We start from the raw sequence: 19,582 nt of genomic DNA, 5'->3' as shown, positions 1-19,582 counted from the left end.
ACTGCCCCCGGTGAACAACGTCCCCCACACCCCGTCGCCGCTCCGCGACCCGCCCGCTCTGCTCAGGAACATCCTCAGCCCGGTACCCCACAGTGATCCCGCCGATCGGGTCGTACTCGTCCGGCACCCCGAACTCCGCCCGGAACGGCTCCAGATGCTCCGGCATGATCCCGAAGAAGCAGGCGCCGAGTCCTTCGTCGACCGCCGTCAGGAGCATCAGCAGGGAGGCCATTCCCGTGTCGATATACCAGTACGGCGCGGGCCAGCGGGCCTCAGCGCGGTCTTCCCAGCCCTTGTCGGGTTCGGCGTAGCGCTCCAGGTATGCCGCCTTGTGGGCCAGGGGTACGACGACCAACGGGGCGTCCTGCATGGTCGGGGTGTTCTCGACCCGGGTGGGGACGAACGGCCAGAAGCGGGCGCGGTCGGTCGGGTCGGTCAGGGCGAGGAACGCCCAGCCCTGGGAGAAGCCGGCCGAGGGGGCTCGTAGGGCCGAGGCGAGGATGCGCTCGGTCACCTCCGGGGTCAGCGGCTTGTCGGAGTAGTGACGGATCATGCGTCGTCTGCGGACCACTTCGGAGAACTCCATATCGGCAGATCCTGCCATGAACTCCCTGAGCACAGAGTCCCGTTGAGCTACAACAATTGGGCCTTACGGAGTATCTGCCGCGGGCGTATATCTCACGACCGGCTACCGGAGCATTCCCGGAGATGAGCCGAGTTGTGACGCCCTAGGTTCCCGAGGGGCCGACTGGCTCGGTGTCCTCCGCCACACCCTCTCTGCCCTCGTTGGCCCTGTTGTCGCTCAGGGCCGAGACAATGCCGACGCCTTCCGCCTCGCCCGGCCCAGCATCGACATCACTGCCAAATGCCGCGCCCACGAAGCGGTAGAGCGAGGTGAATTCCTGGACGTGACAGATCTGTACGACGCCATCCGCCCGGCGCTGTCGGGATTACGCACGCCCGGTATCCGCGTCGTCATCGCCGACAACCACAGGCGTCCGGCACCTCCGCCCCACCACTGCTACGGTCGCGTCCATGGCGCTCTCGGTCTCCACGGGTCAGGCTGTCGACCTTCGCGTACAGCCGGTTGACGAGGTTCTTGCTCGCGTCGAGCGGTCTCTCCAAGTGGGGCTGCTCCCGGGCACGATGGTGCGCAAGCGCCGATCTGTGGGGGCCAGAACAGACCGCGACACCTGGGTGCGGATCGAGCGGCGCCTGTTCGACAAGATCTCCGACCAGGGGTGGAACGGGACGGAAAGTGCCGCCCGTCTGAAGGGCATCGCCCAGCCCGAATGGCACGGAAGTGTCGTCTGGCGGGCCACGGACGAGCCGGTGTTGTGGCGAGCCGACGAAACCGAGCTCCTGCCTGGGGCTCCTGTCGGAAACGCCATCCTCAGTGAAGCCCCGGAGCTGCCGGACGACTGGTGGGGGGCACTGAACGCGTCGTTGGACGCCCTGGCGGAACAGAGCACGAGGCGGGTCGCCACGCCGGACACCGAGACCGTCACCCAGGCCCTCGTCACCGAGTCTGTCCGCGGTGTTTTCTCCGGCGATTTCGATACGACCATCGAGCAGTGGGTGCCGGCCCACGCGGACTTGAACTGGGCCAACGTCACGGCTCCGGGGTTCAGTCTCTTCGACTGGGAGGACTGGGGTAACGCGCCGCTTGGGCTGGACTCGGCCTCGCTGTGGGCGAGTTCCCTTGCTGTCCCGGCTCTGGCCGATCGCGTATGGCACGAGCGCCGGTCCGACTTCGAGAGCCGGGACGGCAAGTTGATGACGCTGTTTGCCTGCTCGAAGATCCTCGGGCCGTACGCGCACTCAGAAGACCCTCGGCTGGAACCCGCCCGGCGCATGGCCGAACAGGTCATCAAGGAGCTTCAGACCGGCTGATCGCGTGAACGGTCCCGCAGGAGACTCCGGTACTCCTGGACCGTTCGTTCCTCGACGTCGCCGACCAGGGCGCCGACGAGTTCGCCCAGATGGGCGGGATCATCAGTGCCCACAGCCACAGTGCCGACCCTCGGGAGGTGATAGGCGGCTATGAACGCCGCCTGCACGCGCGAGAGTTGATGGCTGTCACCGAGGAAGACACGGGGGTCGATCTTGGCCCACACCGAGTCGCTGGTACTGCCGCCGAAGGGGCTCATGCCCCAGACCTCGCCGGGGTCCAGGTCCCACGCCTTGATGAGGGCGTCCGCAGCGTCCAATGTTCTGACTCCGACGAGTAGGCCGGCGCGGACCATGAGAGTCGCTGGCCTCGGTACGGTCGGTCCGATCAGTCCGACCAGGGATGATGGATCCCAGGACGCGATGCCCCAGGCAGCGCACAGGCCCTTGCTCGTAGCGTCATCGAGGGCAGCGCACGCTTCTGTCAGCACCTCCTGGCCATGCGGGTCGGCCTCGCGGAGTGAGTGTTCCGGGTTGTGCAGGAACACCAGCTCCTGCTCCCGTCCCAGGTCCCCAACTGCCTGCTCCACTGCTGCGTGCAGCCGTACGGGATCCAGGGAATGCTCCACCCCACCCGGCCCCGAGAAATAGCCGACCTTCGTGGAGACGGTGAACTTCGGCAGCAGGTCGCCGGCCGTCTGCGCCAGGATCTGATGCGAACGGAAGCCGAGGTAGTTGGTACTGGTGTCGAGTGCTGTGACGCCGAGGTCGAGCGCCCCGGTCAGGAGCCGGCGTTCGTGACGAGACCGGTGTAGCCCGAGGACAACTCTGGGGTCAGCACTGCGCACAGCTCCTCCTTCACCAGGATCTCGGCGGCCTCCGCTACTTCGGCCCCGGCGACGGCCGCGGCCTGTTCCAACTCGACCGGCCGGCCGCTCAGCAGCAGACGCAGGGCGGGCAGGGCCTTGGCTGCGAGGGTGAGCTTCTTCCCCGAGGCCACGATGTCGACGGTCTCTCCGTGTTCCTGAATCTGGGGCGGGAAATGGGTGGTGCACACCACGGCGTCGAGCGGCCCGAGTATGTCGAGGAACGGCAGGTGCCGAGGCAGGGTCGTCGCTTGCTCGTAGGCGGCCAGGAAGGCGGGCGGCGGGCGTTCGCCGACCAACTGGGCGGCAGCCGCGGTCAGGGCTTCGCTGCCTGTTCCCTGCCAGCGGTCGAGGTCGTGGCGGAAGATCTCGTGTTCGCGGCACCAGTCGCCCAGCCACGCGAGCCAGCTCGCCCCTGTGCGTTTGGTGATGCCGAACGTTACGTGAAGGCTGTTGCCGGAGCCGCTGCCGGTCCGTGTCGCCTGGTGCCAGTGGCCTCGGGGTATGTGCATGACGTCGCCGGTCCGCATCAGGCCAGACCAGATGATCTCGTCGCTCGGAGTGGTGTTGGGGTCGGCGTCCCGGTACATCGGCACGTTGCGGGAGGTCGCGCGGACCTCCCATTCCTTCTCACCCGCGAGCTGGACGATGACGACATCGTGGTCGTCCCAGTGCAGGGGGAAGCCGGAGGCGTCGTTCGTCGTCAGGTACGCGTTGACCTGGACTCGCTCGCGGGACCACCACTGCAGGGCCCGGCAGGCGACTTCCATGGTCGGATCGAAGACGTTGGCCTGGTCCATGATCACCGTCGCGCCTTCGCCCAGGAGCCTGCCCAGGCTGCGCATGTTGACCATGGAGATGCTCTGGCCCCGGGGACTGACGCTGTCGGTGTAGTAGATGGCCGGATGGACCTCCTCGCCCTTCTGGAAGCACCGGAACTGCGGGCGGTTCAGGCTCCTGCGCATGGCGATGTCGAGCAGGCGGTTCGGGGTCATGATGCGGGAGACGAGTGCGGGGTCGTCCATGCTCCCGTGTACGAAGTCCTTGCCCAGCTCCTCGGGTCCGCTCCATCCGAGTGCTGTCTCGATGGCGCTGATCAACTGATGTTCCATCGTTGCGTCCTCCCATGGGTTCGGCCACGTGCTTCGAACGCGGTGGGGGCAGGTACGGCCGACCGCACCAGCCCCCAACGCTTGGTACCTACTCGCTGTCGTGTAGGTTGCCGTCGCCACCCGGCCACGGCGCGTCGCCGGAACTACCCTGGTTGTCCGACCGGAGGCTGTCGTACCGGTCATGGACGGCGGTCAGTTCTGTCACCGCCACCAGGAGGCCGCTCCGGGCCGAAGGCGGTGTTGTGGGCTCTTCCACCTCGTGCTCCTTCCTTTTTGGGTTCTCCCGCCAGGGCAGGCGGGAGGTCGATGGCCGCCCCACGGCCGGGGAGTAGTGATGCCGTGGAGCGGCTGTCCTTGGGGGAGAGGTGCGGCCCTACACCCGCGAGTAGGCGGGTCTGCGGCTCGTCGGCAAGACGCTCGTGTCCTCGCGCATGTTGGTCTCCAGGACGCGCTGATCCAGTTCGTACAGACATGCGCGGCAGACGTAGAAGGCCGCGTGCATGCCGCTCGACTGGACGGGCCCGATCCACGTCACCTCGACGTCGTCATGTCCGCACCACAGCCAGCACTCACCGCGGGTCAACCAATCGTGGCGGTCCCAGAGCGCGTATTCGGTGGGTTGCCGGGTGACGGGGTCGATGTCGCGACGGGTAGGACGGAAGACCACATCGGGATCGGGCACCGGAGTCGGGCGTAGCGAATGTCGTCCCATCACGCGACCGCCAGGGTCAGCGGCTCGGGCTCAGCCACGATTCCGCGCCTCGGCCGACGCGCGAAGAACCGGCGCAGAACGGCAGCTCGTATGGCAGGCGCTGTCATGGGCAGCTCGATCTCCGCCCATACGTGCTTGCCGTGTTCGGATGGCGCCCAGGCACAACGCGAGGCGAGAAGATCGACCAGCGCCAGCCCCCTACCGCTCTCGTCCTCGTCTTGGGCCCAACTCATCTGCGGGGCTGATGAGTTGCCGTCGAGGACGTCGATCACCAGGGATCCAGACCGGAGGTAGAGCGTGACGGTGACTGGCCCATTCCCTTGGACCACGGCATTGGTGATGAGCTCGGATGCGACCAGGCGTATGGCGTCAGCTTTCTCGTCGTCCATCGGCACACCCCATGTACGGACCTGGTCGATGACCTTGCGCCGGGCGAAGGGCACGTCGCTTTCCGTACCGGCGAGGACGAATCGATGGACGATCGTGGGCATGTGGGGACGCCTCCGAAGAGATGGAGAGCGGCTTCGTCCCCGACGGGGGACACGGGGACGAAGTCGCCGATCTGAGGAACCGTTCCCGAAGCGGACGCTCTGCGCGCGCTCCTCGCTGGACGGCTGACACTCAGTCAACGGGCCCAGCGGGCAAGGCGGAACGTTTCTAGGGGGTTCCTCATGGGGACGCCCTCCCCGTGCACGGACACGCGAAGTAGCCTCCCCACTACGCCGCGAGGGGATGACGGGAGTGATGACGTGCCTGGTGAACCGTTAGCAGTCCACCCGCTGAGCTTCCTCCGCCACATGCGCGGATGGGGCAAGGCCGAGTTCGCCCGCCTCATGCAAGCGCACGGCAGATCACTCGGAATCCCGCTGGCGACCAACCGGACGACCGTGTGGAAGTGGGAGCAGGGACAGGAGCCGGACTCGGACGCCCAGCGCGTGCTCGCCGACTTGCTGTGCGTCCCGTACAAGCAGGTCCGGGAGGAAGGATGGCCCCGGTGGCTCCCGGTCTGGGAGATCGCGGAGCTCACCACACCGTGGACCGAGGCCGGTACCGTTGAAGCCCTGTCCGAACTCGTGGGGAGTGGCCGCATGGACCGCCGGGGCTTTCTCACCATCACCGGCGCCGCCCTGACGGGCCTGGCGGCGAGCTGGGCGGACGCGCCCTCCGCCTTCGCCTCGGCGCTCAACGGCGACCAGGTCACGGACACGATGGTCTCGACGATCGAGCAGCGCATCAGCACGCTCCGCACGCTCGACGACCAACTCGGAGGCGCCCGGCTCCTGGAGCAGGCACGCGGTGACCTCGCCTTGGTGACTGGTCTCCTCGGCGCGGGCCGGTACACGGACAGGATTCGCGTCCGCCTCTACTCGCTGGCGGCCCGGGTGTCGCACCTGACCGGCTGGATGGCCTACGACGCCGGCCTGCGGTCCGCCGGCCAGCACTACTACGTCGGGGCCCTGCGCAGCGCTCGAACTTCTGGTGACGATGCCTTCGGCGCCTTCATCCTCGCGGAGATGGGCGTCCAGGTCTCCGAGGCTGGACGAACCGCCGAGCGAGTCGAACTCATCTCGACCGCCATCGACAACGCACCTCAAACGCTGTCTCCGTACACCCACTCCTTCCTCTACCTGCACAAGGCCGAGGCACTGTCACGCGACGGCGACCACCGGAACGCCGGAACGGCGCTCAACCAAGCTGTGTCCCTCTGGGAGCACGGCTCAGCAGAGGAGAACCCGGACTGGCTCAACTGGTTCGGCGAGGCGCAGTTGAAGTCGACCGAAGGCAAGGTCCTGTTGCGTTCCGGGCAGGTGGAGCGCGCGACGAGTGCCCTGGAGACCTCCGTGGAGAGCGCGGCTCCCCGGGACAAGGCCGTACGGTCTAGCCGCCTGGCAGAGGCACGGCTCGCCGGCGGCGACCTGGAGGGGGCTCTGGACGCCGCGAACTACGGCGCCGGGCTCCTGGAGAGCAGTGTCAGCTCCGTACGAGCTCTGGACCGCTTGAAGGAGTTCAACGCTCGACTCGAACCGCGCAAGTCCGTCTCCGCTGTACGCGAGTTCCGCGAGCGTCTTCAGGCGCTTCCCATCGTGGCCTGACACTCGCCCTCTCGCACTTCGAGGGCCAACCTGCCTCGCTGGAGCAGCCGATCCAAATGCCAGGATGGACGGCATGACGACGATCGACGGCGAGGTCGAGGCTGGATTCGAACCGGTGCGTGAGGCGTTCGAGGCGAACTTCTCCCAGCACGGGGACATCGGTGCGGCGGTGTGCGTGTACCAGTACGGCCGGCCGGTGGTCGACCTGTGGGGTGGCATCGCTGATCCGGAAACCGGTCGTCCGTGGACACGAGACACGCTGCAGCTGGTCTACTCGGCCACCAAGGGCGCGACCACGACAGCGGCGCACATGCTGGCCCAGCGCGGCGTATTGGACTTGGACGCACCGGTGGCGAAGTACTGGCCGGAGTTCGCCGCGAACGGCAAGGCGGACATCCCGGTGCGCTGGCTGTTGTCCCACCAGGCCGGGTTGATCGCGCTGGACCAACCGGTCCCGCTGGACGAGGCGTTGGCCTGGTACCCGATGGTGGCTGCACTGGCCGCGCAGCGTCCCCTGTGGACGCCAGGCACTGCACATGGCTATCACGGTCGGACCTGGGGCTGGCTGGTCGGCGAGGTGATCCGCCGAGTATCCGGCCGGACGCCGGGTCGCTTCTTCGCCGACGAGATCGCCGCCCCTCTCGGACTGGACTTCTTCATCGGACTGCCGGCGGAACAACGCGACCGGGTCAGCCGCATGGTGTACCAGCGACCGGCCGTCGACCTCACCACCGTGCCCGCCGAGTCGGTTCCCGAGGCACTCCGCGAACTGGTCGCTGCCTGGCGCGACCCGAACTCATTCAGCAACAGGGCGTACGCCGTCACCGACCCCACCGAGATCGACTTCGACTCGCCCGCAGTGCAGGCCGCGGAACTCCCGGCCTCCAACGGCGTCAGCACCGCTCGCGGGCTGGCTCGCATGTACGCCGCGCTGATCGGCGAGGTGGACGGCGTGCGCCTGCTCCGCCCGGAAACCTTGGCAGCGGCAACCAAGGAACAGGCTGGCGGGAAGGACCAAGTGATGCTGATCCCGAGCCGATTCAGCTCCGGATACATGCTGCCCACGGAAGCCAACCCCATGACCAGCCCGAGCGCTTTCGGCCACACTGGGCGAGGGGGCTCGCTCGGCTTCGCCGACCTGGAGCACGGTATTGCCTTCGGTTACGTGATGAACAACGTCATCGGAGGGGCCGACGATGTGCGTGCGGCTTCGCTGGTCGACGCGGTGCGAAGGTCGCTGATGTAGAGCGACACCGGCACCCTACGAGCGCACAGTGCCACGATCGGTCGCCTCACCCCGCAGGGGCGACTCAATGAGGGTAGCCACAACCAAGTTCAGTACATGGCCAGCTGCCCGTAAATTCCTCTCGAAGACCTCACCGTCGTCTACACCACGCAGTCCGGCAACGAGCATGGACTTGGAGACATCGGTCTGGTCACCGTCGTACATGAAGAGGACGACGGTGACTCGCTGTGGCGGCTGGCGCGCGACCTCGGTAGCCGTACGAGCGGTGATAACCAGGCGCGTTGGATTCTCACCCACGCGAGCCGCGCCCGCGTGGGTGAGGCGCACACGGACCTGGCGTTCGCAAAGCGGGCCGCACACATTAATCGGCGCTTCGACCTTGATGCGCTCTTCGCAGATCACGACGTCCTGATGACCGGCCGGATTGCGCTGCCGGATGTACGAGCGATGATCCGCGATCCGTTGCACAGGGTATGGGCCTGGCTGGTTCACCGTCAGCAACCGAAGGGAACGTGCAGTGACCAGTTCGATCCCATGGCAACAGCGCCTGTCCACCGGCACGGAAGACATCCAGGACGAGGTGATCGGCTGGTATCAGCAGACCCGGCACGGCAAGGCGTATGTCCCCAACATGATCTGGGGCACGCTCCAGACCGAGGCGTACGCGACCGTGATCCTGCGTCGCGTCGTCGACTTTCTCGGGGTTCCGGATGATGTTCCGGCGGGAGTGGCCAAGCGTATGGAGCGGCAGCAGGTTCTGTACGACGGTGAACATCGCTATGACGTGGTCCTTGGCGAACAGGCCCTGTACACGAACGTAGGGGGCGGTCAGGTCATGCGCGAGCAACTGGAGCGCCTCCTCCGCGAGTTCGATCTCCCTTCGCTCGGCCTTAGCATCCTCCCCGCCACCGTCGAGTTCGGCATCTTCCCCATGCCCGGATTCAACATGGGTGAGGACCGCGCCCACTACGAACTCGTCTCCTGCGGCGTGGACATCACCGACGCCGGCGAACTGGCCCTCCACCACAAGGCCTTCGACGCCCTCAGCGGTGCGGCATGCCACGGAGACTCGGCAAGAGGTCTGATCAGCAAGGCCCTTGCCTTCTGGAGCAACGCCTGAGCGTCAACGGCACTGGCACCGGCGCAGGCCCGGGGGACCGCCGAAGCCTGGTCGATACCAACTCCCAAGCCCCACTGGTCCGTTACGCACTTATTGCACAAGAGATCTTCACCATTTCCGACCTGAGTCCATATCATGCGGAGATCAACAGGCCCGGCCAAGCGGACACTTGGGCGGGCTTCTCAGGTTCCTGTGGGGGTTTCATGCGTATACGCATTGCGGCCGGTGTTGTCTCCGGTGCCGTCGTTCTGTCCGCGCTCGCTCTTCCGGTTGCCGCTCAGGCGGCGGAGCGTCCGAGTGCGGCGGCGGGGCTAACTTCCTTCGCCACGAAGTCCGTTCAGCCCAGAGACTCCCTGGGCAACACCAAGTTCTCGCACGCCGTCATCAACGGCGGCAAGGACATCGTCCTCGGCACCACCGGCACGAAGTCCGTCACCGTCACGTACACCGCCACGGACGCGAGCGGTGTCGCTCTCACCGAGGCCTTCCTGTGGCAGGGCACGGACAGCTCGACCACGGACGGCATCACCGGTGGCCTGGGGACGGACGACGACCCCAGTTGCACGGAGACGGCGACGCAGGGCACGTACACCTGCAAGGCCGTCTTCAACATCCACCCCGCCACCGACATGAAGGACAACGGCGTGGCCGGGACCTGGAAGCTGTTCCTGGGGGCCTGGGACCTGTACGCGAACGCCAGTTACAACGACGACGTCGCCACCACCTCGATCAAGAAGGCCGCCACACTGACCGCCAACGCCACGCCCGAGCCGGTCAAGAAGGGCAAGACCATCACGGTCACGGGCAAGCTCGCCCGCGCGAACTGGTCGACGGGCAAGTACGCGGGCTATGTCTCCCAGCCCGTGAAACTGCAGTTCCGGAAGAAGAGCAGCAGCACCTACACCACCCTCAAGACGGTCAAGACCAACAGCACCGGCGTCCTGAAGACCACCACCAAGGCCACGGTCGACGGTTACTACCGCTACGTCTTCGCCGGCACCGCCACCACCGCCGCGGCGACAGCGCCCGGCGACTTCGTCGACGTCCGGTAAGCGGTTCGGCAGCACCTCGACATCAGTCGACAGCACCTCGACATCAGTACGTCAGCACTTCGGTGCCGGGTCGCCATGCGTCATCGCACCCGGCACCGCACCATTTCCCCGCCCCCGGTATCGCCGAGTAAGAGATCTACGTGAACCGCCAGGACCCCCTCCCGGCACCCCCGATCCCCTGTGTACCGTCCTCCCGTGTGTCGATCGGTGATCACTCAACTACCGTTCTACGCGCGAAGATTCACCGCAGTCAGTGACATCCGCAGCACCCGCACCCCTGTTCATTCCACCCCCCACTGATGGAATCCCCCACTCACGGAGGTTCACCGGATGCTCAATCTTGGCAAGTTCACGTCACGTCGCAGATTCACCACCGCTCTCACCGTCCTCGGCATGCTCGCCACAGGCGCCGCCGTGCAGGCGGCCACCGTCACGCCCGCGCACGCGGCCACCACGCACCGTGTGCTGTTCGACGACGGGCACGCCGAGGAGGCGGGCAACGCCGACTGGATCATCTCCACCAGCAAGCCCGACCCGCTGTCCCAGGACTCCTCCCCGTCCTCCGACAAGGACTGGACCGGGGCGCTCTCGTCGTGGGGCATCGCCCTGCAGAAGACCGGTGACTACAGCCTCAAGACCGCGACCAGCGCGCTCACTTACGGGGGTTCGTCGGCCACCGACCTGTCGAACTTCGACACGCTCGTGCTGCCCGAGCCGAACATCAAGTTCACGACCGCCGAGAAGACCGCCATCATGAACTTCGTGAAGGCCGGCGGCGGGCTGTTCATGATCTCCGACCACACCGGGTCCGACCGCAACAACGACGGCTACGACGCGGTCCAGATCCTCAACGACCTGATGACCAACAACAGCGTCGACTCGACCGACCCGTTCGGCCTCTCCATCGACTCGCTGAACATCAGCTCCGGCTACCCGGCCGCCATCAGCGACAGCAGCAACGCCGTGCTGCACGGCTCCTTCGGCACCGTCACCAAGAGCCTCATCGCCAACGGCACCACGGCCACGATCAAGCCCGCCGACAACTCCACCGCCAAGGGGCTTCTGTACCGCTCCGGTTACTCCGGGAACACCGGCGCCTTCTTCGCCACCAGCACCTTCGGAAGCGGCAAGGTCGCGTTCTGGGGCGACAGTTCGCCGGTCGACGACGGCACCGGCCAGTCCGGCAACACGCTCTACGACGGCTGGAACGACACCGGCGCCACCAACGCCGCCCTCGCCCTCAACGCCACGGAGTGGCTGTCTTCGTGACCCACTGACCGCGATCGCGTACAGAGCCGGGTAGTTGGGTGCGGGTCCGGGGAGTCTGCTTCCCCGGACCCGCGCTCTCTGTCTTCCTACGGACTACGGGAGGGTGGAGAGCGCCAACTCCGGTACCTCGCGGGCCCGTTGGCGGGCGATCAGCGTCCACACGCCCGCCGCGACCGCCGCCACCACAAGCACCGTCAGCATCCCCGTCGTATGGGACCCCGCACTGTCGGCCGCCCTGGCCACCGGATTCGGCAGCCCCAACCGATCCGCCAGCCAGCCGACAGCCGCCGTAGCCGTGATCAGCGCACCGCCCACCCGCAGCGCGGGCTGCACACGCGACCTCGCAAGCACCAGCAGCGAAGGCAACGCCAGGCAGACCAGCAGGAGTTGGACCAGCTCGATGCCCAGGTTGAAGGCGAGGAGGCTGGTCGCCAACTGACCTGTGGACAGGTGCATTTCGGCGAGGACGAACGAGAAGGCCATGCCGTGGCCCAGGCCGAACACGCCCGCCACGATCGCTTCCCTGCCGGGGAACAGCGGGCGGATCGCATGGACCGCTCCGACAAGGATGCTGGCCGCGATGAACGCCTCGACCGGTCGGCCGGGGATCTCGAAGCGGGTGAGGGCAGTTGCCGCAAGGGCGACAGAGTGGCCGACGGTGAAGGCGAGGGTGATGCCGCCGATGCGCCTGAGCGCCGCACGCGGGCCGGCCAGACCCCTCCAGCGTCCGCCGGCCGCCAACAGCGGTGCGGGGAGCAGCAGGATGAGCAGGAACAGCAGATGGTCGGTGCCGGTGAGGATGTGGTTGCCGCCCAGTTCGAGCATGGCGACGAAGCCGCGCCAGGCGCTGCCCTCGCCGAGGTCGACGGTCAGCGGCGGCACCTTCATGTGCCGGACGTCCAGGCGGATGGTGCCCACCTGCGTGGCGCCGTCACCCTCGACCCGACCCGCGGCCCAGTCCTGACGAACCGACACCAGCGTTACGTGCGTGACGACTTGGTGCACGATCACGTCGTAGCCGAGAGTGAAGTGCCGTACGTCCGCTCCCGCCGGCGGAGTGAGCACGGCCTTCGCGATCAGCTCACGATAGGGGCCGGTGGAGGTCTGTTCGGTGCGGCTGAGGCTCAGCGCGCCGATGGTGACCTGCCAGGCCTTGCCCTTGAGAGTCGTCGGGTGGATGTGCCGGGCGAGGTAGGCGCGGATCGCAACAGCCTTGGTGGGGAGGGCGGTTGAGGCGATCGTGTTGAGGTCGATGCCGCTCGCCCGGGAGAAGTCGTCGACCGGCAGCGCCAGCCGCGCGGTCACGGAGGCCTGGTACACGTCGAGTTGGACCACAGAGTGCGGCATCGGGTGCGCGGCGGCCGGCGACGCCCCGAGCAGGAGCGCCGCCGGTACCGCGATCGCGATCCCGGCCACCAGGCGAAGTAGCGCTGTGGTCAGCCAAGTTCGCGGTCGGGTCATGAGAAGGTGAACTCGCTGCCGTAGTCGCGGGTGTGGTCGCGGTACACGGTGTGGTAGTGGATCTGGTCCCGGTACACGACACCGTTCTGGCAGACGAACTCGACCCATACGCCGGGGCCGTCGATGCGCACGTAGTCGCCCTGGGTGTCGAGGGCGGTACCTCCGGAGTACGCGACGTAGGTCTGGTTCAGCTCATGCTCGTACGTCTTCATGAGCTTCTTCGCGGTGGCGTCGTCCACGTTGGCGATCCAGGGATGGATGGCCTTCAGGACCAGCTGTTTCTGCTGCGGCGACAGCGTGCTGACCTTGATGCCTTCCTTCGTCTCCGGGAACTGGCCGTCCTGGCCCGGGCCGAGGAGCACGTCACTGAACGACTCGGAGAGCTTGGCGGTGGCCAGCTGCTCCGTGCTCAGGCTGCCGGTGAGCGCGAGCAGGCCGTTGCGCATGGTCGCGAGCGGCGAGTACGTGGTGCCGTCGTCGGCGGTCCAGGTGCTGGGTTCGACGCCGACGAAGAACGGGCTGGCGCCTGCCACCTTCCCCTTCTTGTAGGTCTCGTTGACGGCGAGGTGATGACCGCCGAAGTGCAGCTGCCAGGTGCCGTCCACCGAGGGGGTGCCGAGGAACGCCAGGAAGTAGACGCCGCTGCCGTAACCGCCCATGCCGCCGCCTCCGGCGCCGCCGGACGGCGGGGTGCCGGTCGGGACGTCGGTGGCCGTCGAGCTCGCGGACGGGTCAGCCGTGGCCGACGGGTCCGGTGAAGCCGTGCTCGACGCGGTGTCCGACGGCGCCGGACCCGCGGAGCTGGTGCTCTGTGCGGCGTTGAGCACGTCGTCGGCCTTGATGATCTGCGTGATCTGGTCGTATCCGGTGCCCTTGCCGGTGCCCGTGGCGAGCTTCACCACCTGCATGGCGGCGGCGAGTTGAGTGTCCGTCAGGGAACTCAGCTGGATGCCGGGACGGCAGGAAGAGCCGCACGGGAGGTTCGACCACGCGGTCGCGTTCGCCTGCGAGAAGTCCAGCAGCACCTCCGCCTGCTGGTCGGCGTCCAGCGTGTTCAGGAACGCGTTGGCCGCGCTGACCACGGCACCGACGCCGGCGGCCTTCTTGTCGACCGGGCGCTTGACGCCCGCAGCCGATTTACTCGCCTGAGTGTCCGTCGAGGCATTAGCCACGGCGAAACCGCCACCGACCAGCACAACCGCCGTGACGGCTCCAGCAATTCCACGCCAAGTCCGTCTCGTACGCACGAGACGGGTTCTTTCTTTACTCACGGACCACTCCTTCAATTCCAGAAAGATGTCCCAGCCGCATGGGCAGCACCCATCGCCGCTCGTCAGCGGTCGCAGGCAGGGGTGAGACACGCAGGGGGCGGCGCCGGTCGGCCGCTCGCGCGATCGTTGACAAGATTATCGACGTTCTCACCTGAATCTCAATGGATGGTCACGCAGGTAAAATAAGTTTCAGGTTGCACAGCAACGCGGCATGAATTCACAGAATTCACTTAGGAATTTGCCAGGCCATTCTTATCGCCTGAATGGAATTACCTGCTACCAGCGTGATTCCGCCACCCGCGTACGGCGGCAAGGCGACGTGTCGGGGGGTGTCCGCCCGCAGCGGTCGGCGCGTCAAACACGGTCAAGCCGCTGAGCAACGGCTCTCGCGCCGATCCGAGGACGGACACCCCCCGGCGCGGCGCCGCACCCCCACTCACCCAGGGGCGCGGGGAACTGCGCGACCAGCCCCCACCGGACCCGCACCCGACGACGCCGCATCCTCCGCGCCACGCGGCCTGAAACAGCGCCCCACCGTCGCCGCGATCAACACCCCCGCCGCGATCACCAGCGTCGCGAACGCCCAAGCCAGCGGCTGTTCCACCTCGAACGACACGTACATCTGCACCCCCGGCGGCACCGCCACCAACAGCAACGGCCAGGCCAGATCGTCCCTACGGCCGAAGTAACCCGCCAACGACACCAGGATCACCGCGAGCACCACCCCGCCGCCACCGAACGCCTCGTCAGCCGCCGGCACAGGCACCGGCACAGGCACCGGTACCGCCCCCGACGGAACGCAGCCGACGTACGCCGCCGTCGCGACCCCGGCACCGAGCACGCGGGTCAGCCAGCGTTCCGGCCAGGAGCGCGTCCGCAGGGGGCTCAGCAGCTTCTCGGTCATACGTACGAGGGTTCCCCCGCCGCCGGGACCGCGACAGAGTACGAGTACTCAGATGCCGGTACTCAGATGCCGGCCGAGGATTCCCTCACGGTGTCGAGGGCGCCGTAGCGACAGGCCCCTCCACCGCCGTCAACGGCGTGGCCACATCCTCCAGCGACCGCCTCTCCGCCCGCACCCCCAGCACCGCCGCCACCAGCCCCGCCGCACACATCAGCGCCGCCCCGATCTGGAACGCGAGCACCGTGTCCCCGACCTTCCCCGTCCCCGTGAGGTCCGCGAAGAGCAGCGGCCCGCTGATGCCACCGGCCGCCGTACCCAGCGCGTAGAAGAAGGCGATCGACATCGCCCGGGTCTCCATCGGGAAGATCTCCGACACCGTCAGATACGCGCTGGACGCGCCCGCCGACGCGAAGAACAGGACCGCGCACCAGCACGCCGTCATCGTGGTCGCGCTCAGCGAACCCCGGTCGAACAGCCAGGCCGTGCCGAACAACAACAGCCCCGAGAGCAGATACGTCGACGAGATCATCACACGGCGTCCGACCGTGTCGAACAGCTTGCCCAGCAGCAGCGGCCCCAGGAAGTTGCCCACCGCGATGACCGCGAAGTAGTAACCGGTGTTGCCCGTCGGCACGTTGAAGAACTTCGTCAGGATCGCGCCGAAGCCGAAGGTGATCGCGTTGTAGAGGAACGCCTGGCCGATGAAAAGCGAGAAGCCGAGCGTCGCGCGCTTCGGATAGTCACGGAAGATCGTGCGGGCGATCTCCACGAACGAGACGCTCCTGCGCTGATGGATGGTGATCTCGCCCTCGGCGGGCGGCAGTTCACGACCCTGCTCAGCCTCGATCCGGCGCTCGATCGACGTCACCACCTCGTCCGCCTCCCGGTCCCGCCCGTGGATCAGCAGCCAGCGCGGGCTCTCCGGCACATGCCGTCGTACGAGAAGAATGACCAGAGCAAGCACGGCGCCCAGCGCGAAGGTCAGTCGCCAACCCACGTCCGCCGCAAAGATGTTGGTGTTCAGCGCGACGATCGACAACAACGAACCTCCCACCGCGCCCACCCAGAAGCTGCCGTTGATGACCAGATCCACGCGGCCCCGGCAGTACGCCGGGATCAGTTCGTCGATCGCGGAGTTGATCGCCGCGTACTCGCCGCCGATCCCGAAGCCGGTGAGGAAGCGGAACGCGAAGAACCACCAGGTGGAGAAGGAGGCCGCGGTGAGGGCCGTCGCCGCCAGATAGACGACCAGCGTGATCATGAAGAGTTTCTTACGGCCGTAGAGGTCGGTGAGGTGGCCCCAGAACAGGGCGCCCGAGCACGCTCCCGCCACATACAGCGCCGCCGCGATACCGGTGACCTGGCCGGAGCTGATCGGCAGCCCGCTGCCCGGCTCGGAGAGGCGGCTCGCGATGTTGCCGACGACCGTGACCTCCAGGCCGTCGAGGATCCACACGGTGCCGAGGCCGATGACGATGGTCCAGTGCCAGCGGGACCACGGGAGGCGGTCGAGACGAGCCGGGATGGACGAGGTGATCGTCCGGCCACCGCTCCCGGCAGGGCTGTCGGCACTCGCGCCCTCACTCGCACTCGCACTCGCACTCGCACTGGCCATCGGGGTTCCTCCTCGTCGAGCGAACCCCCTCCGGGTGCCCCCGGGATTCGGCCCCTACACCCCGCCTACACGCCCACCAGCCTCGACACCGTATAGATCAACAAGCCCACCAACGACCCCACCACCGTGCCGTTGATCCGGATGAACTGCAGGTCACGGCCGATGTTCGCCTCGATCTTCCGGGTGGTGTGCTCGGCGTCCCAGCCGGCCACCGTGTCCGTGATCAGCGAGGTGATCTCCTTGCGGTACGTCGTCACGACGTACACCGCCGCGCCCTCGACCCAGCCGTCGGCCTTCTCCCGCAGCTTCGGTTCTACGGCCATCCGCGCGCCCAGCGACAGCAGCGAGGCCCGCACCCGCAGCCGTAGCTCACTGCGCTCGTCCTCGGCGGCCGACACGATCATCGAGCGTACGGACGTCCACGCGCTGGCGATCAGGTCCTGGACCTCGCCGCGGCCGAGGACCTCGCCCTTGAGGCGCTCCACGCGCGCGCGGGTCTCCGTGTCGGACTGGAGGTCGGCGGCGAAGTCGCCGAGGAAGCGGTCCAGGGCGCCGCGGGCCGGGTGGGAGGGCATGTCCCGCATCTCGGTGACGAAGCGGAGCAGTTCCTTGTAGACGCGCTCGCCGATGCGCTTGTCGACGAACCTCGGGGTCCAGCCGGGCGCGCCGCCCTCGACCGCGTCCATGACCTGCTCGTCGTGCAGGACGAGCCAGTCGTGCGCGCGGGTGACGATCAGGTCCACGACCCGTTTGTGACCGCCGTCGGCGACGATCTTCTCCAGCGTCTTCCCTATCCCGGGCGCGATCTCCTGGGCGTCGGCGCGGCGGGTGATCGCCTCGCCGACGATCGCCTGGACGTCGGAGTCCCGCAGCACCGTGAGGGCACCCCGGAGCGCTGCCGACAGCTCGGCCGTCACGCGGTCCGCGTGTTCCGGTACGGCGAGCCAGGCGCCGAGGCGGCTGCCGATGCCGACCGCGCGCAGGCGTTGCCGTACGACCTCCTCGGAGAGGAAGTTCTCGCCGACGAACTCGCCCAAGGAGACGCCCAGTTGGTCCTTCTTGGTGGGGATGATCGCGGTGTGCGGGATGGGCAGGCCCAGCGGGTGACGGAAGAGGGCGGTGACCGCGAACCAGTCGGCCATCGCGCCGACCATGCCCGCCTCGGCCGCCGCGGCGACATAGCCGGCCCAGGGACCGGCGCCCGCATGCGACGCCCACTTCGCGAGGACGTAGACGACGGCCACGAAGAGCAACAGGGCGAGCGCCGTCAGTTTCATCCGGCGGACGCCGCGCTGCCGCTCCTGGTCGGCCGCGCTGAAGGTGGTCATCGTGCGGCGGGACCCGTCACGCTCGGTCGCCGCCCCCAGTCCCACTTCTGTACGTTCCATCCGCTCCACCCGTTCGCCGGTACCGTGCATATTGTCCCTTCCTGACCGACTCCCGGAACGGAACAGGAGTTCCCGCACTGACCCGATCGGGCAAACTGGCAGGGCCCTGCCACCCACCCGAGGAGATCCGTACCGCGTGACCAAGCGACGTGCCGGGGGTGCGGGGGTGTCCCCCACGAAGCAGCGTGCCCTGTTGGCCGCGATCATCACCTTGATCGCGGTCCTTTCCGCCTGCATATACGTCGGGGCCGCCGCAGGCGACGGAAGCCGGGGCGACGACGGCAAGAACTCCTCCGGCTCACGCTCCGGCGGCAACTCCGCCGCCCCCGCCTCCGCCGGAACCTGGGTGGGCGCCTGGGCCGCCGCCCCGGTTCGCGCCGAAGTCGGCACGGAGGAGACCGGCATGGCGGGCCGCTCGGTGCGCAACATCGTCCACACGAGCGCCGGCGGCGCGGGCGCCCGGATCACCCTCTCCAACCTCTACGGCCAGGCCCCGCTCAGCATCACGCACGCCTCGATCGCCCTCGCCGCCGCCCGCGACAGCTCCGCCGCGGCCGCGGGCACCATGCGCCGGCTGACCTTCGGCGGCGCGACCTCGGTCACCATCCCGGCCGGGCAGCAGACCCTCAGCGACGCCGTACGCCTCCAAGTCCCGGCGGGCGCCGACCTGTTGGTCACCACCTACTCCCCCACCGCGTCGGGACCGGCCACCTACCACCCGTACGCGCGGCAGATCTCCTATCTCGCCGACGGCGACCACACTGAGGACGCGACCGGCACGCCGTACCGCGAACGGACCGCGATCTGGCGCTACTTGACCGCGGTGGACGTGCTGAGCGACCAGGCGAACGGCACGGTCGTCGCGTTCGGCGACTCGATCACCGACGGGTCCACCTCGACGGAGAGCGCCAACCGCCGCTGGCCGGACGCCTTTTCGGAGCGGCTGCACGCGGCCGTCGCGGCCGGGCAGGACGTGCCGCGCTACAGCGTCGTCAACGAGGGCATCAGCGGCAACCAGATACTCACCAGCCTCGCCGGCCGGCCCGCCGAGAACCAGAGCGGCCTCGTCCGCTTCGGCCGTGACGTGCTGGGCCGTCCGAACGTCAAGGTCGTCGTCATCGACCTCGGCGTCAACGACGTCCTGCACGGCGCCGGCGCCGACCGGGTCCTCACCGGCCTGCGCACCCTGGTCCGCCAGGCCCACGCCCGCGGCATCAAGGTCATCGGCGCGACCCTGATGCCCTTCGGCGGCCACCCCCGCTACTCGGCGGCCCGGAACGCGGTGCGCCGGCAGGTCAACGCGGCGATCAGGAGCGGCACGGTCTACGACGCGGTCGCCGACTTCGACAAGGCGCTCCGCGACCCGTACGACCCGCGCCGGTTCGCCTCCGAGTACGACTCGGGCGACCATCTCCACCCCAGCGACCGCGGCTACCGGAAGATGGCCGCGACGATCGACCTGGCGGACCTCAAGGGCGCGGTCCCCGCCCAGTTGTAGGTCCAGGTGGTGAGGCGGCGGCTCAGCGGCGTCCCGAGCCGCCCGGCGCCCTCCCGAAAACCTCGGGAACTCAGTCCCAGTCCCG

Annotated in this window: 17 protein-coding genes and 1 pseudogene; 7 read left to right on the top strand and 11 right to left on the bottom strand. The window is 67.8% G+C overall.

What is annotated here, in order from left to right:
- The coding region (locus tag AC31A1_RS11695) for a nitroreductase family protein (RefSeq protein WP_489653204.1) at positions 1-586 on the bottom strand (586 nt) is incomplete at its 3' end.
- A 449-nt stretch (positions 587-1,035) separates the two neighbouring features.
- On the opposite strand from AC31A1_RS11695, the gene AC31A1_RS11690 reads away from it, so the two are divergent.
- Positions 1,036-1,893: a hypothetical protein gene (locus AC31A1_RS11690; RefSeq protein ID WP_489653203.1), complete on the top strand. Its 858-nt coding sequence runs from the start codon at positions 1,036-1,038 to the stop codon at positions 1,891-1,893.
- Here AC31A1_RS11690 and AC31A1_RS11685 read toward each other — a convergent pair.
- The 4 genes from AC31A1_RS11685 to AC31A1_RS11670 form a co-directional block, all read right to left on the bottom strand.
- A complete protein-coding gene (locus tag AC31A1_RS11685) occupies positions 1,881-2,738 on the bottom strand; it encodes an aldo/keto reductase (RefSeq protein ID WP_489653202.1) in 858 nt (285 codons plus the stop codon). The two genes, AC31A1_RS11690 and AC31A1_RS11685, sit on opposite strands and share 13 nt — an antisense overlap.
- Positions 2,672-3,868 carry a JmjC domain-containing protein gene (locus tag AC31A1_RS11680; protein WP_489653201.1) on the bottom strand — a complete coding sequence of 399 codons (1,197 nt, stop codon included), beginning with the start codon at positions 3,866-3,868 and terminating at the stop codon, positions 2,672-2,674. Before AC31A1_RS11680 ends, AC31A1_RS11685 begins: the two co-directional genes overlap by 67 nt.
- Positions 3,869-4,241: 373 nt before the next feature.
- Positions 4,242-4,550: a hypothetical protein gene (locus AC31A1_RS11675; protein WP_489653200.1), complete on the bottom strand. Its 309-nt coding sequence runs from the start codon at positions 4,548-4,550 to the stop codon at positions 4,242-4,244.
- A gap of 29 nt (positions 4,551-4,579) precedes the next feature.
- Positions 4,580-5,071: an ATP-binding protein gene (locus AC31A1_RS11670; RefSeq protein ID WP_489653199.1), complete on the bottom strand. Its 492-nt coding sequence runs from the start codon at positions 5,069-5,071 to the stop codon at positions 4,580-4,582.
- A gap of 258 nt (positions 5,072-5,329) precedes the next feature.
- Here AC31A1_RS11670 and AC31A1_RS11665 point away from each other — a divergent pair, with 258 nt between their 5' ends.
- Positions 5,330-6,673 carry a tetratricopeptide repeat protein gene (locus AC31A1_RS11665; RefSeq protein WP_489653198.1) on the top strand — a complete coding sequence of 448 codons (1,344 nt, stop codon included), beginning with the start codon at positions 5,330-5,332 and terminating at the stop codon, positions 6,671-6,673.
- Between the two features lie 73 nt (positions 6,674-6,746).
- Entirely contained in the window at positions 6,747-7,919 is a 1,173-nt protein-coding gene (locus tag AC31A1_RS11660) for a serine hydrolase domain-containing protein (RefSeq protein WP_489653197.1), read from the top strand.
- Between the two features lie 15 nt (positions 7,920-7,934).
- On the opposite strand, the gene AC31A1_RS11655 is transcribed toward AC31A1_RS11660, so the two are convergent.
- Positions 7,935-8,387: a hypothetical protein gene (locus tag AC31A1_RS11655; RefSeq protein WP_489653196.1), complete on the bottom strand. Its 453-nt coding sequence runs from the start codon at positions 8,385-8,387 to the stop codon at positions 7,935-7,937.
- 49 nt (positions 8,388-8,436) lie between these two features.
- On the opposite strand from AC31A1_RS11655, the gene AC31A1_RS11650 reads away from it, so the two are divergent.
- From AC31A1_RS11650 to AC31A1_RS11640, 3 genes and pseudogenes are all read left to right on the top strand, one after another.
- Positions 8,437-9,039: a DUF5753 domain-containing protein gene (locus AC31A1_RS11650; RefSeq protein ID WP_489653195.1), complete on the top strand. Its 603-nt coding sequence runs from the start codon at positions 8,437-8,439 to the stop codon at positions 9,037-9,039.
- Between the two features lie 203 nt (positions 9,040-9,242).
- The gene (locus AC31A1_RS11645) at positions 9,243-10,091 is read left to right on the top strand and encodes a hypothetical protein (protein ID WP_489653194.1); all 849 of its coding nucleotides are present in this window, start codon (positions 9,243-9,245) and stop codon (positions 10,089-10,091) included.
- Positions 10,092-10,421: 330 nt separating this feature from the next.
- Positions 10,422-11,354, top strand: a pseudogene (locus AC31A1_RS11640) (hydrolase); the annotation flags it as partial.
- A 99-nt stretch (positions 11,355-11,453) separates the two neighbouring features.
- Here the strand turns inward: AC31A1_RS11640 and AC31A1_RS11635 are convergent.
- The 5 genes from AC31A1_RS11635 to AC31A1_RS11615 all read right to left on the bottom strand — a co-directional run bounded on the left by AC31A1_RS11635 (position 11,454) and on the right by AC31A1_RS11615 (position 18,029).
- The gene (locus AC31A1_RS11635; protein WP_489653193.1) at positions 11,454-12,821 is read right to left on the bottom strand and encodes a HupE/UreJ family protein; all 1,368 of its coding nucleotides are present in this window, start codon (positions 12,819-12,821) and stop codon (positions 11,454-11,456) included.
- Positions 12,818-13,993: a DUF3500 domain-containing protein gene (locus AC31A1_RS11630; RefSeq protein ID WP_489653192.1), complete on the bottom strand. Its 1,176-nt coding sequence runs from the start codon at positions 13,991-13,993 to the stop codon at positions 12,818-12,820. The genes AC31A1_RS11635 and AC31A1_RS11630 overlap by 4 nt, the downstream gene beginning before the upstream one ends.
- Before the next feature lie 535 nt (positions 13,994-14,528).
- Positions 14,529-14,996, bottom strand: coding sequence for a hypothetical protein (locus AC31A1_RS11625; RefSeq protein ID WP_489653191.1), 468 nt, complete (start codon positions 14,994-14,996; stop codon positions 14,529-14,531).
- Between the two features lie 85 nt (positions 14,997-15,081).
- Positions 15,082-16,611 carry an MFS transporter gene (locus AC31A1_RS11620; RefSeq protein WP_489653190.1) on the bottom strand — a complete coding sequence of 510 codons (1,530 nt, stop codon included), beginning with the start codon at positions 16,609-16,611 and terminating at the stop codon, positions 15,082-15,084.
- Positions 16,612-16,676: 65 nt separating this feature from the next.
- A complete protein-coding gene (locus AC31A1_RS11615) occupies positions 16,677-18,029 on the bottom strand; it encodes a DUF445 domain-containing protein (RefSeq protein ID WP_489653189.1) in 1,353 nt (450 codons plus the stop codon).
- A gap of 106 nt (positions 18,030-18,135) precedes the next feature.
- On the opposite strand from AC31A1_RS11615, the gene AC31A1_RS11610 reads away from it, so the two are divergent.
- Positions 18,136-19,497 carry an SGNH/GDSL hydrolase family protein gene (locus AC31A1_RS11610; protein WP_489653188.1) on the top strand — a complete coding sequence of 454 codons (1,362 nt, stop codon included), beginning with the start codon at positions 18,136-18,138 and terminating at the stop codon, positions 19,495-19,497.
- Positions 19,498-19,582 lie beyond the last annotated feature (85 nt).

This window comes from Streptomyces sp. P5F9 (assembly GCF_057961495.1).
Note: the sequence above shows the minus strand (reverse complement) of the source record. Positions and strands in the feature narration are given on the sequence as shown.

Coding starts and splice junctions, on each gene's coding strand:
- AC31A1_RS11690 (WP_489653203.1), top strand. CDS start 1,036: ATGGCGCTCTCGGTCTCCACGGGTCAGGCTGTCGACCTTCGCGTACAG.
- AC31A1_RS11680 (WP_489653201.1), bottom strand. CDS start 3,868: ATGGAACATCAGTTGATCAGCGCCATCGAGACAGCACTCGGATGGAGC.
- AC31A1_RS11670 (WP_489653199.1), bottom strand. CDS start 5,071: ATGCCCACGATCGTCCATCGATTCGTCCTCGCCGGTACGGAAAGCGAC.
- AC31A1_RS11645 (WP_489653194.1), top strand. CDS start 9,243: ATGCGTATACGCATTGCGGCCGGTGTTGTCTCCGGTGCCGTCGTTCTG.
- AC31A1_RS11635 (WP_489653193.1), bottom strand. CDS start 12,821: ATGACCCGACCGCGAACTTGGCTGACCACAGCGCTACTTCGCCTGGTG.
- AC31A1_RS11625 (WP_489653191.1), bottom strand. CDS start 14,996: ATGACCGAGAAGCTGCTGAGCCCCCTGCGGACGCGCTCCTGGCCGGAA.
- AC31A1_RS11660 (WP_489653197.1), top strand. CDS start 6,747: ATGACGACGATCGACGGCGAGGTCGAGGCTGGATTCGAACCGGTGCGT.
- AC31A1_RS11615 (WP_489653189.1), bottom strand. CDS start 18,029: ATGCACGGTACCGGCGAACGGGTGGAGCGGATGGAACGTACAGAAGTG.
- AC31A1_RS11620 (WP_489653190.1), bottom strand. CDS start 16,611: ATGGCCAGTGCGAGTGCGAGTGCGAGTGCGAGTGAGGGCGCGAGTGCC.